This window comes from Kosakonia oryziphila, from assembly GCF_900094795.1.
Lineage (GTDB): Bacteria > Pseudomonadota > Gammaproteobacteria > Enterobacterales > Enterobacteriaceae > Kosakonia > Kosakonia oryziphila.
This window is the reverse complement of record NZ_FMBC01000045.1, coordinates 1-12,591: the sequence shown is the minus strand read 5'-3', so window position 1 is coordinate 12,591 and position 12,591 is coordinate 1. Positions and strand designations below refer to the sequence as shown.

At 50.5% G+C, this 12,591-nt stretch carries 13 protein-coding genes and 1 pseudogene; 13 read left to right on the top strand and 1 reads right to left on the bottom strand.

Annotation, left to right across the window (positions count from 1 at the left end; translation table 11 throughout):
- Positions 1-146 precede the first annotated feature (146 nt).
- From ndk to GA0061070_RS18655, 13 genes and pseudogenes are all read left to right on the top strand, one after another.
- Positions 147-578, top strand: coding sequence for a nucleoside-diphosphate kinase (gene ndk / locus GA0061070_RS18715; RefSeq protein WP_004144312.1), 432 nt, complete (start codon positions 147-149; stop codon positions 576-578).
- Between the two features lie 170 nt (positions 579-748).
- Entirely contained in the window at positions 749-1,915 is a 1,167-nt protein-coding gene (gene rlmN / locus GA0061070_RS18710; protein WP_090137508.1) for a dual-specificity RNA methyltransferase RlmN, read from the top strand.
- A gap of 292 nt (positions 1,916-2,207) precedes the next feature.
- Complete coding sequence (gene rodZ / locus GA0061070_RS18705; protein WP_090137507.1) at positions 2,208-3,227, top strand: cytoskeleton protein RodZ; 1,020 nt, start codon at positions 2,208-2,210, stop codon at positions 3,225-3,227.
- A 26-nt stretch (positions 3,228-3,253) separates the two neighbouring features.
- Positions 3,254-4,372, top strand: coding sequence for a flavodoxin-dependent (E)-4-hydroxy-3-methylbut-2-enyl-diphosphate synthase (gene ispG / locus GA0061070_RS18700; RefSeq protein WP_090137506.1), 1,119 nt, complete (start codon positions 3,254-3,256; stop codon positions 4,370-4,372).
- Between the two features lie 108 nt (positions 4,373-4,480).
- The gene (gene hisS / locus GA0061070_RS18695; RefSeq protein WP_090137505.1) at positions 4,481-5,755 is read left to right on the top strand and encodes a histidine--tRNA ligase; all 1,275 of its coding nucleotides are present in this window, start codon (positions 4,481-4,483) and stop codon (positions 5,753-5,755) included.
- Between the two features lie 36 nt (positions 5,756-5,791).
- Complete coding sequence (locus GA0061070_RS18690) at positions 5,792-6,412, top strand: YfgM family protein (protein ID WP_090137504.1); 621 nt, start codon at positions 5,792-5,794, stop codon at positions 6,410-6,412.
- A 10-nt stretch (positions 6,413-6,422) separates the two neighbouring features.
- Positions 6,423-7,601, top strand: coding sequence for an outer membrane protein assembly factor BamB (gene bamB / locus GA0061070_RS18685; RefSeq protein ID WP_090137503.1), 1,179 nt, complete (start codon positions 6,423-6,425; stop codon positions 7,599-7,601).
- Positions 7,602-7,721: 120 nt separating this feature from the next.
- On the top strand, positions 7,722-9,197 hold the full coding sequence (der, locus tag GA0061070_RS18680) for a ribosome biogenesis GTPase Der (RefSeq protein WP_090137502.1): 1,476 nt from the start codon (positions 7,722-7,724) through the stop codon (positions 9,195-9,197).
- Between the two features lie 263 nt (positions 9,198-9,460).
- Positions 9,461-9,911, top strand: a pseudogene (locus tag GA0061070_RS25610) (Arm DNA-binding domain-containing protein); the annotation flags it as partial.
- Entirely contained in the window at positions 9,871-10,530 is a 660-nt protein-coding gene (locus GA0061070_RS18670) for a hypothetical protein (RefSeq protein ID WP_167353597.1), read from the top strand. The pseudogene GA0061070_RS25610 and the gene GA0061070_RS18670, both read left to right, overlap by 41 nt.
- A gap of 71 nt (positions 10,531-10,601) precedes the next feature.
- On the top strand, positions 10,602-10,790 hold the full coding sequence (locus GA0061070_RS18665) for a hypothetical protein (protein WP_090137500.1): 189 nt from the start codon (positions 10,602-10,604) through the stop codon (positions 10,788-10,790).
- A 44-nt stretch (positions 10,791-10,834) separates the two neighbouring features.
- A complete protein-coding gene (locus tag GA0061070_RS18660; RefSeq protein WP_090137499.1) occupies positions 10,835-11,674 on the top strand; it encodes a YPO3983 family protein in 840 nt (279 codons plus the stop codon).
- Positions 11,671-12,138 (top strand): DUF943 family protein, encoded by a 468-nt coding sequence (locus GA0061070_RS18655; RefSeq protein WP_090137498.1) that lies wholly within the window; start codon positions 11,671-11,673, stop codon positions 12,136-12,138. The genes GA0061070_RS18660 and GA0061070_RS18655 overlap by 4 nt, the downstream gene beginning before the upstream one ends.
- 146 nt (positions 12,139-12,284) lie before the next feature.
- Here GA0061070_RS18655 and GA0061070_RS18650 read toward each other — a convergent pair.
- On the bottom strand, positions 12,285-12,591 hold a 307-nt coding region (locus tag GA0061070_RS18650; protein ID WP_139109793.1), incomplete at its 5' end, for an integrase core domain-containing protein.

The window sequence follows — 12,591 nt, the reverse complement described above, 5'->3', positions numbered from 1 at the left end:
GCAAATGGCGAGTTTGGTGAATAGTGTTGCTAAAACTAGTCTCATTTTAAAAAAATGTTACCTTCATCCATAGGCAACGCCAGCGTTGCTCTTTATAATCCGCGCCACACCTATTCAGGGCAACAGAACAATTTACAGAGGTAAACATGGCTATTGAACGTACTTTTTCCATCATTAAACCGAACGCGGTGGCAAAAAACGTTATTGGCAGCATCTTCTCTCGCTTCGAAGCGGCTGGTTTCAAAATCGTTGGCACCAAAATGCTGCACCTGACCGTTGAGCAGGCTCGCGGTTTCTACGCCGAGCATGAAGGCCGCCCATTCTTTGACGGTCTGGTTGAGTTCATGACGTCTGGCCCGATCGTAGTTTCTGTGCTGGAAGGTGAAAATGCCGTGCAGCGTCACCGTGATCTGCTGGGCGCAACCAACCCGGCGAACGCACTGGCTGGTACTTTGCGTGCTGACTACGCAGACAGCTTCACCGAAAACGGTACACACGGTTCCGATTCCGTAGAATCTGCGGCCCGCGAAATCGCTTTCTTCTTTGCCGAAGGCGAAGTTTGCCCGCGCACGCGCTAATCGTGTAACGAGTTTTACACTTTTCTTTGGCAAATGCCGCGTGCAAACGTGGTATCTGTGCGTCAGAATTTGTACAATACTGCGCCCCGGGATGAGCAGACGCTTGCCTGGGGCGTTTCTTTTCAACCCTCCACGGGCCATAACGTGTAATAACGAGGCCGGAATAAAATATGTCTGAACAAATTGCCATGCCTGAGAACGACGTTCTCACGGTTCCAAACAAAGACGCAAAAATTAACCTGCTGGATTTAAACCGTCAGCAGATGCGTGAATTTTTCAAAAACTTAGGTGAAAAGCCCTTTCGCGCCGACCAGGTGATGAAGTGGATGTATCACTATTGCAGCGACGACTTTGATGAGATGACCGACATCAACAAAGTTCTGCGTAACAAATTAAAAGAAGTGGCTGAAATTCGCGCACCGGAAGTCGTGGAAGAACAACGTTCTTCCGATGGCACCATCAAATGGGCGATTGCTGTTGGCGATCAGCGCGTTGAAACCGTTTATATCCCGGAAGAAGACCGTGCAACACTCTGTGTCTCTTCACAGGTGGGATGTGCGCTGGAGTGTAAATTCTGCTCTACCGCGCAACAGGGTTTTAACCGCAACCTGCGCGTTTCTGAAATCATTGGCCAGGTGTGGCGTGCGGCGAAAATTATCGGCGCAGCGAAAGTCACCGGCAGCCGCCCGATCACCAATGTGGTGATGATGGGCATGGGTGAGCCGCTGCTCAACCTGACGAATGTGGTGCCAGCAATGGAGATTATGCTGGATGATTTCGGTTTTGGTCTTTCTAAACGTCGCGTTACGCTCTCGACTTCAGGCGTAGTTCCGGCGCTGGATAAGCTGGGCGATATGATTGACGTTGCGCTGGCCATCTCTCTGCACGCGCCAAACGATGAAATCCGTGATGAAATTGTACCGATCAACAAAAAGTACAATATCGAAACTTTCCTCGGTGCAGTTCGTCGCTACATTGGAAAATCCAACGCCAACCAGGGGCGTGTAACCATTGAATACGTGATGCTGGACCATGTAAACGATGGTACGGAGCATGCGCATGAGCTGGCTGAGCTATTAAAAGATACGCCGTGCAAAATCAACCTGATTCCGTGGAACCCGTTCCCGGGCGCGCCGTATGGTCGTAGCTCTAATAGCCGTATCGATCGTTTCTGCAAAGTGCTGATGAGCTATGGCTTTACCACTATCGTGCGTAAAACGCGCGGTGATGATATCGATGCCGCTTGCGGTCAGTTAGCGGGCGATGTGATTGACCGCACCAAGCGTACAATGCGTAAGCGTATGCAGGGTGAAACGATAGCGGTGAAGGCGCTGTAAGGCTGCTATGCAGCGCGAAGAATGTGCTGCATTTTATACAAATGTCGAATATTTGGCCTGTACATGTGCAGTGTCATAATAATTACGGTGCGTTTCTCCTGACTTTAAGGCAGTATGTAGTGATGGAACAAAGGCTTAGCAAAAAGTGCCTAAAGCTGTTCTGTTATGATGAGCCTGACAGTCTTATACTGTGGGTCTACGTTTAACTGACCCGGATATTTCGCGGCGCATGTGGGCATTGTGGCCACACGCGCCTGAATGTTTACTTTTCACGTACCAGTAGTTGTAGCGAATGAATACTGAAGCCACTCAAGACCAAAACGAAGTACAAACCACAGGCGTTCGTCTGCGCAGCGCCCGTGAACAACTTGGACTCAGCCAACAGACGGTTGCAGAACGCTTGTGTCTGAAGGTTTCCACGGTACGCGATATCGAAGAGGATCGATCGCCTGCCGATCTGGCATCGACGTTTGTGCGTGGTTATATCCGCTCATATGCTCGCCTGGTGCACATCCCCGAAGAAGAATTATTGCCGATGATTGAGAAGCAGGCACCTGTCAGAGCGGCGAAAGTTGCTCCGATGCAGACCTTTGCTTTAGGCAAACCGCGCAAAAAACGCGATGGCTGGTTGATGAGTTTTACCTGGTTGGTGCTGTTTGTAGTGATAGGGTTGACGGGTGCCTGGTGGTGGCAGAATCATAAAGCGCAGCAGGAGGAGATCAGCACGATGGCCGATCAATCCTCAGCGGAACTTAATGCCAGCAACAGTAGTAATAGCAGCAATAACGCGCAAAGCGTACCGCTGAACACCGATCCTGCCACTGCCGCCTCGACGGATGATAACTCCTCAACACCGATTGAAGCCCCGGCTCCGGCTACCACCACGCAGGCACCTACTGCCGCGCAGCAAGCGCCGGTGAATACCGCCAATCAGAATCAGGTGGTGTCTCCGTCTCAGGCAAATGTTGGATCCACTCAGCAGCCTGCGGCAACCGCGAACAGTGGGCAACTGCCTACCGAGCAGGCTGGTGTTGCTGGCGCTGTCGCCGATACCAATGCACTGGTGATGAGCTTCAAAGCTGACTGCTGGCTCGAAGTGATCGACGCGACCGGTAAAAAACTGTTTAGCGGCCTGCAACGTAAAGATACCACGCTGAATCTGAACGGTAAGGCACCGTATAAATTGAAAATTGGCGCACCGTCAGCAGTACAGATCCAGTATCAGGGAAAACCTGTCGATCTGAGTCGTTTTATCAGAACTAACCAGGTTGCGCGTCTGACCCTCAGTGCCGAACAATCAGCAGCACAGTAACAGACGGGCAACGCGGGAGATTTTTCATGCATAACCAGGCCCCGATTCAACGTCGGAAATCGAAACGGATTTACGTTGGGAACGTGCCGATCGGCGATGGGGCTCCCATTGCCGTGCAATCAATGACCAACACGCGCACCACGGATGTCGAAGCGACGGTCAATCAAATCAAGGCGCTGGAGCGCGTCGGCGCGGATATTGTCCGTGTCTCCGTCCCTACGATGGATGCGGCAGAAGCCTTCAAATTTATCAAACAGCAAGTGAGTGTTCCGCTGGTGGCGGATATCCATTTTGACTACCGCATCGCGCTGAAAGTGGCCGAATACGGCGTTGACTGTCTGCGCATCAACCCCGGCAACATCGGCAACGAAGAACGTATCCGCACGGTAGTTGACTGTGCTCGCGATAAAAATATTCCAATCCGCATTGGCGTTAACGCCGGTTCGCTGGAGAAAGATCTGCAGGAAAAGTACGGCGAACCGACGCCGCAGGCGCTGCTTGAATCGGCAATGCGCCATGTGGATCACCTCGATCGTCTTAACTTCGATCAATTCAAAGTCAGCGTGAAAGCCTCTGATGTATTCCTCGCCGTTGAATCCTATCGTCTGCTGGCGAAGCAGATCGATCAGCCGCTGCATCTCGGGATCACTGAAGCTGGCGGCGCGCGCGCAGGTGCGGTGAAATCCGCTATCGGCCTTGGTTTACTGCTCTCTGAAGGTATTGGCGATACGCTACGTATTTCGCTGGCAGCCGATCCGGTGGAAGAGATCAAAGTTGGTTTTGATATTCTGAAATCACTGCGTATTCGTTCCCGTGGGATCAACTTTATCGCCTGCCCGACCTGCTCCCGCCAGGAATTCGACGTGATTGGTACGGTTAATGCGCTGGAGCAACGTCTGGAAGATATTATTACGCCGATGGATGTCTCCATTATCGGCTGCGTGGTAAACGGCCCAGGCGAAGCGCTGGTCTCAACGCTCGGCGTGACGGGCGGTAATAAGAAAAGTGGCCTGTATGAAGACGGCGTACGCAAAGATCGTCTTGATAACGCAGATATGATCGCCCAGCTAGAAGCTCGTATTCGCGCAAAAGCGTCGATTCTGGATGAAGCGCGCCGCATTGATGTGCAACAGGTAGAAAAATAACGTAGCTGGGAAGCGGCTGGCTTCCCGTGTATGATGAACCCGCCCGGCACGGCCCTGACTCGTCGCTGCCCTGAGGGTTCATTTTTTGTATTCATAAAGAGAATAAACGTGGCAAAGAATATTCAAGCCATTCGCGGCATGAACGATTATCTGCCTGGCGAAACCGCCATCTGGCAGCGCATTGAAAGCACCCTGAAAAACGTGCTCGGCAGCTATGGTTACAGTGAAATCCGTTTGCCGATTGTAGAGCAGACCCCGTTATTCAAACGCGCGATCGGCGAAGTGACCGACGTGGTTGAAAAAGAGATGTATACCTTTGACGATCGCAACGGCGATAGCCTGACGCTGCGTCCTGAAGGTACGGCGGGCTGTGTACGCGCCGGCATCGAGCATGGTCTTCTGTACAATCAGGAACAGCGCTTGTGGTACGTCGGGCCGATGTTCCGCTATGAGCGTCCACAGAAAGGGCGCTATCGCCAGTTCCATCAGTTAGGTGTCGAAGTGTTTGGTCTGCAAGGGCCAGATATCGATGCGGAACTGATTATGCTTACCGCTCGCTGGTGGCGTGAGTTGGGCATTGCCTCTCACGTTGCTCTTGAACTCAACTCTATTGGTTCGCTGGAAGCGCGTGCAACGTACCGCGATGCGTTGGTCGCATTTCTTGAGCAGCATAAAGATAAGCTGGACGAAGATTGCCTGCGCCGCATGTACACCAACCCGCTGCGCGTGCTGGATACTAAAAATCAGGACATCCAGACGCTGTTGAACGACGCGCCGAAACTGGGTGATTACCTCGACGACGAATCCCGCGAACATTTCGCCGGGCTGTGCGCTTTCCTTGATGATGCCGGTATCGCGTATACCGTTAACCAGCGTCTGGTGCGCGGTCTTGACTACTATAACCGCACCGTTTTCGAATGGGTGACAACCAGCCTTGGCGCGCAGGGAACCGTCTGCGCAGGCGGCCGTTATGACGGTCTGGTTGAGCAACTTGGCGGTCGCGCGACCCCGGCGGTTGGCTTTGCGATGGGCCTTGAACGACTTGTTTTGTTGGTTCAGGCAGTTAATCCGGAATTTAAAGCAGAATCCGTTGTCGATATATACCTGGTGGCGTCTGGTGCCAATACGCAGTCCGCTGCAATGCAGTTGGGCGAACAGGTGCGCGATGCGCTACCTGGCGTGAGGCTGATGATGAACCACGGCGGCGGCAATTTCAAAAAGCAATTCGCCCGTGCAGATAAGTGGGGCGCTCGCGTCGCACTGGTGCTCGGCGAGTCTGAAATCGCCGACGGTAATGTTGTAGTGAAGGATTTACGCTCTGGTGAACAGAGTACGGTAACGCAGGATAGCGTTGCAGCGCATTTGCGCGCACTACTGGGCTAATCATGCCGGTGAATTATCGTTAAGGAGAAGGACTGCGTGGAAATTTACGAGAACGAACACGACCAGGTTGACGCTATCAAGCGCTTCTTTGCTGAGAATGGTAAGGCGCTGGCGGTTGGGATTGTTTTGGGTATTGGTGCGCTGATGGGCTGGCGTTACTGGAACGGCCATCAGGCAGATACGGCGAGAGCTTCATCGCTGGCCTATGAAAACGCGATTTCCGCGCTTCAGGCTGATAAGCCAGAGTCGTTTACCGCAGCGGAGAAATTCGCCGCTGACAACAAAAACACTTATGGCGCGCTGGCTTCACTGAAACTGGCACAGCAATACGTAGAAAAAAATGAACTGGATAAAGCAGCCGCGCAATTGCAACAGGGGCTTGCCGCGACCAGTGATGAAAATCTGCAATCGATGATCAACGTCCGTCTGGCGCGTGTTCAGGTACAGCAGAAGCAGCAAGACGCTGCGCTCAAAACGCTGGATGCCGTTAAAGGCGAAAGCTGGTCGGCAATTGTTGCCGATCTGCGCGGTGAAGCGCTGCTGAGCAAAGGCGACAAACAAGGTGCGCGTACCGCATGGGAAAATGGCATTAAAAACAATGCTTCTCCTGCGCTTAGCGAAATGATGCAGATGAAAATTAATAATTTGTCCATCTAAGAGGGACCCGATGCAATTGCGTAAATTACTTCTGCCTGGGCTGCTTTCCGTGACGTTATTGAGCGGCTGTTCCCTGTTCAATAGCGAAGAAGATGTTGTCAAAATGTCCCCGCTGCCGGTGGTTCAAAATCAGTTTACCCCGACAACCGCGTGGCACACTTCCGTTGGCAACGGTATCGGCGATTTCTATTCTAACCTGCACCCGGCATTTGCTGACGGCGTTGTGTATGCTGCCGATCGCCACGGCGTAGTGAAAGCGGTCAGCATTGAAGACGGCCATGAAATCTGGTCGGTCAATCTGGCAGAGAAAGACGGCTGGTTCTCCACGCGCGCTGCGCTGCTTTCCGGCGGTGTCACCGTTTCTGGCGGCCATGTGTACGTAGGTACTGAGAAAGCACAGGTTTATGCCCTGAATACCAGCGATGGTACGCAGGTATGGCAGGCGAAAGTTGCTGGTGAAGCGCTTTCCCGCCCGGTTGTGAGCGATGGCCTGGTACTGATTCATACCAGTAATGGCCAGTTGCAGGCGCTGAATGAAAGCGACGGCGCGGTAAAATGGACGGTCAACCTGGATATGCCGGCGCTCTCTCTGCGCGGTGAATCTGCACCGACCACCGCCTTTGGCGCCGCGATTGTCGGCGGTGATAACGGCCGTGTGAGTGCGGTACTGATGCAGCAGGGTCAGATGATTTGGCAGCAGCGTATCTCCCAGGCGAACGGCCCGACCGAAATCGATCGCCTGAGCGATGTAGATACCACGCCGGTTGTGGTTGATAACATCGTTTACGCACTGGCTTACAATGGCAACCTGGCGGCGCTGGATCTGCGCAGCGGCCAGATCATGTGGAAACGTGAGCTGGGCTCAGTGAACGACTTCGTTGTTGACGGTAATCGCATCTATCTCATCGATCAGAATGACCGCGTTCTGGCGCTGACCACCGATGGTGGTGTGACCCTGTGGACGCAAAGCGATCTGCTGCACCGTAACCTTACCGCTCCGGCGTTGTATAATGGTTATATCGTGACAGGCGATAGTGAAGGTTATATTCACTGGATCAACGTTGAAGACGGGCGTTTCGTTGCGCAGCAGAAAGTCGATAGCTCAGGTTTCCTGACCGATCCAGTCGTTGCTGGCGGCAAGCTGCTGATCCAGGCGAAAGACGGCACGCTGTACGCACTCTCGCGCTAACTACGCTGAGATTGTCGTTCCTGAAAACGGTTCCTGTTGCAGGAGCCGTTTTCCTGTTTTTAAAACGCCGCGTAAATTGCGCCGTTTTGCTAATGAATTTTCTGTAATGAGGCTTTAAACATGGTACCTGTGGTCGCGCTTGTCGGGCGCCCTAACGTTGGAAAATCCACGTTATTTAACCGCTTAACACGCACCCGTGATGCGCTGGTGGCCGATTTCCCGGGTCTGACTCGTGACCGTAAGTACGGTCGTGCTGAAGTAGAAGGCCGCGAATTTATCTGTATAGATACCGGCGGTATTGATGGCACTGAAGATGGCGTGGAAACGCGCATGGCGGAACAGTCGCTGCTGGCGATTGAAGAAGCCGATGTGGTGCTGTTTATGGTTGATGCCCGTGCGGGTCTGATGCCAGCGGATACGGCTATTGCTAAGCACCTGCGTTCACGCGAAAAACCGACTTTCCTTGTTGCTAACAAAACAGACGGTTTGGATCCGGATCAGGCAACGGCGGATTTCTACGCGCTGGGTTTGGGTGAGATTTATGCTATCGCTGCTTCTCACGGGCGCGGTGTCACCAGCCTGCTGGAACACGTGCTGATGCCGTGGATGGACGAACTGAATCCGCCGGAAGAGGTGGATGAAGACGCCGAATGCTGGGCGCAGTTCGAAGCCGGTGAAAATGGTGAAGAAGAAGAGCCGGAAGAGGAATTTAACCCGCAGGATCTGCCGATCAAACTGGCGATTGTCGGTCGCCCGAACGTCGGTAAATCCACACTCACTAACCGCATCCTCGGCGAAGACCGTGTGGTAGTTTACGACATGCCGGGCACCACGCGTGACAGTATCTACATTCCGATGCAGCGCGATGAACGTGAGTACATACTTATCGACACAGCCGGTGTGCGTAAGCGCGGAAAAATCACTGATGTGGTGGAGAAATTCTCCGTTATCAAAACCCTGCAAGCGATTGAAGACGCCAACGTCGTATTGCTGGTGATTGATGCCCGCGAAGGTATCTCCGACCAGGATCTGTCGCTGCTGGGCTTTATCCTCAACAGCGGTCGCTCGTTGGTGATTGTCGTCAACAAGTGGGACGGTCTGAGCCAGGAAGTGAAAGAACAGGTGAAAGAGACGCTGGATTATCGCCTCGGCTTTATCGACTTTGCCCGCGTGCATTTTATCTCTGCGCTGCACGGCAGCGGCGTTGGCAACCTGTTCGAATCCGTACGCGAAGCCTATGACAGCTCTACCCGCCGTGTCAGCACCGCACTGTTGACCCGTATTATGAATATGGCGGCGGAAGATCATCAGCCGCCGCTGGTGCGTGGTCGCCGCGTGAAGCTGAAATATGCCCACGCTGGTGGTTATAACCCGCCGATTGTGGTGATCCACGGCAACCAGGTGAAAGACCTGCCGGATTCCTACAAACGCTATCTAATGAACTATTTCCGCAAATCGCTGGATGTAATGGGGACGCCGATCCGTATTCAGTTCAAGGAAGGGGAGAACCCGTTTGCGGATAAGCGCAACACCCTCACGCCAAACCAGCTGCGTAAGCGTAAGCGCCTGATTAAACACATTAAGAAAAGCAAATGACGATTCACTGAAAATCATCTGCTGTCAAAAAATCCTGAAGCCCGCATTATGTCGGGCTTTTTTCATATCAAGAACTATGATAAAGAATCAGCAAAGTGCATGATTAGCGTGTACACAGGGGTGTACCTAATCCGAAATGGCGTGATTTTGTGTACACAGTGGCTGAATTTTGGGTACGCGGAAATGTGTGCCCAAGGAACTAACGCAATATTTTCAGGTATTTGCACATGCCAAAATTAACTGATATGCAGATCCGCGCATGAATTAAAAGCGGTGAGCGATTCGAAGGCCGCGCTGACGGAGACGGGCTTTACCTGCGTTTTCGCAAAGAGGATAAAACCCCCTTTTTGGCGCTATCGATACAAATTGGCTGGGAAGTCCAGAACGATGATGATTGACTCCTATTCAGATATCACGCTAGCCAAAGCGCGGGAAATGACGAAGGTGCTATCTGCTCGTGTCGTGTTGGGCTATGACGTGGCCGGAGAGAAGTAGGAGCGCAAAGCTGAGGCCATCGCAAAGATGGAGGCTGAGAGGAATGCTATTAGTGTTTCACAACTGGCTGCTGAGTATTACACCCGTCAGATTGAAACCACATACAAACACCCGGAGTTATTCCGCAGCAGCCTGCAAAAAAACATTGTCGCTCTTATCGGTAAGATGAACGTCGAAGATGTACGCCCCCGCCATGTTGATAGCGTTCTCCAAGATGTTCAAGAAGTATGGTAGTGTTTTTAAATTAAGCGCAGGGGTGTACGACTTACCTATGATAGGTGCCGAGCGTCTTGATGTGTTATACCTTTGCTCAATATTACAGGGAAGAGAACCCGCTACGTTTATTTGCCTGGAGGGGCCATTCCTTAATTATAAGGATGGGTTTATCCATATTATTGAACCGTTTAATGATGATAATATTGAATGGAAAGTTGATTTTGGTGTTAAAAGTGGTTTGTTTGATAAGGCACAAAATGAATTTATTGATGAAAATAATTATAATACGGCATTTTATCCTGCGGATGGATTAAGAGAGGTTGAATTTGTATTTCGTAGGGAAAATATTGAAGCATTTGAAAATAGTCAAATTGAAGAGGCTGATGAAGATGTAACCGTAACCTTGGATGGTTGCCTTGAGGTTATAGGTTCAATGTTGGATGCCTTAAAAAATACGCCGTCGAAAGGGAAGCGGTGGACACAGGATGCACTCAAAAACGAAATGGCAGATAGGCGCAGTTCACTAAGTACGAGAAGCATTGATGATTATTTTCTATGGCTAATAAAAGTTATAAATCAATTGGTTAATCTCGCAACGAAAACTCATTTTTCGCTGCGATGATTTCCAGTTGTATTCCGTCAATCATTACCCCGTTACGAATCATCAACCACCAGCAAGAGGTAACGGGGCATATGAAAAACCAACCCTCCACACAATCCGCAATTCCTACAACCGGCTACATCCGCCGCTATCGTTTGGCTGAAATGCTGGGTATGAGCCTTTCTACTCTGGATCGCAAGGTATGCAACGGCACTAATCCGAATTCTCGCGGTATAAAACAGGAAATATTTACACCATGGCAAGGCTCTGACTATGATTAGCGGCGCTAAGGCAGCATGGACTATCACTACGAGGAATGTAATTTATGCCAGCGCTCCAGTTTCCCTGCACGATATTTAAAACTCGAAAATGGATGGACGACTACCACGCCAGCGATATGCGGTGCGGCGACCTGTTCGAAAGCCAGCTTAAAGAGCATTTTCATCTGGTGGATGTTTCCACCAGGGTGAACCCATACACGCTGACGAAAATCACCCCGTTCAGCCAGCCACAATCGATGTTTCATGGCTCACGCGGCGAAGGGGAGAAAATCACCCGGCAGCAGTGCGCCTCTATTCTCTTTGACGAATTCCGGGACTTATCCCGCACCTTTGCGCTGTATGGCCCTTACAAGCCGCTCATAGCTCAGATGATCACTCACATGCAGACGGCCAACGGCGCACCGTTCCGGCATATGCTGCTGGACAGGGCATTGAGGGAACATATTCTGAATGATAATTCACCTGAAAATAGTACGCGCATACTGCTAGAAAGAGCCTTTAGTACAAAAAGTGACTGGAGGAATAAATATTATCCGGCAAAAGAAAAAGATAAATTGAGAGAAATCATTCTTGGGGGGAAGCTACCCAAGTTTGACCGCTTTCAGGATAACCTCAACGGTATGGGAATAACCGTACATGATACCTGGGCGACACATATCACAATTAAATCGCTAAACATTGATAATGATAGTTTTCGTGCCGTTATTCATTACAAAGTCCAGGATCACTTTGGGCTGGATAGCGACGACATATCAAATGTTAAGTTTAATCAGTTCCGGTTTTTCCGCATCTGGTTTGTGCTCCAGCGTTACAGCCAGTTTGGTTTTAAGCCCTTTATGACCAACATGGAAGCCACCATTGAAATCACAGGAACCCGCAAATGAGAGTGAAAAATAAAAAAACCATTATGGTGCTCGCCGTAGCCGGGTGTGTACTGCTCGCTTACTGGCTTTGGTTGTCTCTGCGTCCAGTTGAAATTGTTGCTATTCATCACAGGAGTAGTGGTTTTAGTGATGTTCTAGTTACCAATTTTCCTCCAACTGATAAAGGGAAAATTAATTGGTGGCTAAAAAACAAAGATATGTTAAAAGATAAATATGCTGCCCTTAAAACTGATTCTGATGGTTCTTTTTATATTACCTTCTGGTTATTTGGGGACGGATATAAAGAAGAGGGGAAGTATGACAGGCTATGTTTTTCTGATATGAAAGTAAAAGAAAATTGCATTGATAAAAATCGAGTGTTTTCCGTTGAAACCGTTAATAATGGTGATACATTTTTCACTGTAAGCGATGCTATATATCTAATGGAAAATAATGGTGAAATGACCAAGGTCAAATACAAATAGCCCCCCTCTTTTTGCATAAAGGCCACTGGTTTAAGCTGGTGGCCTATACCTCCCCAGAGTACCCCAATACCAGCACCAACACCCCGACCAAATTCGCGAATAGTGGAAACCAGCCTGAAAGCCTTGCCACTGTAAATAGACCCGTTTTAGTTCCATGCATTTTTTGAGATCCCGGCCAAATAATGGTGCTGTCGATACTCCTCCGGCGTCATATTGTTCAGTGATTCATGAGGGCGTTCACAGTTATATTCTGACACCCATCTTTCCGTGATTTCCCGCACTTCATTCAGCGTTCTGAACAGATAAAAATCGAGTATTTCTGTACGGTATGTTCGGTTAAAGCGCTCAATAAAAGCGTTCTGCGTCGGCTTACCCGGCTGGATAAACTCCAGTTTTACTGCATGTTGCTCTGCCCATTCAGCCAGTGCAAGTGAGATAAATTCCGGACCATTA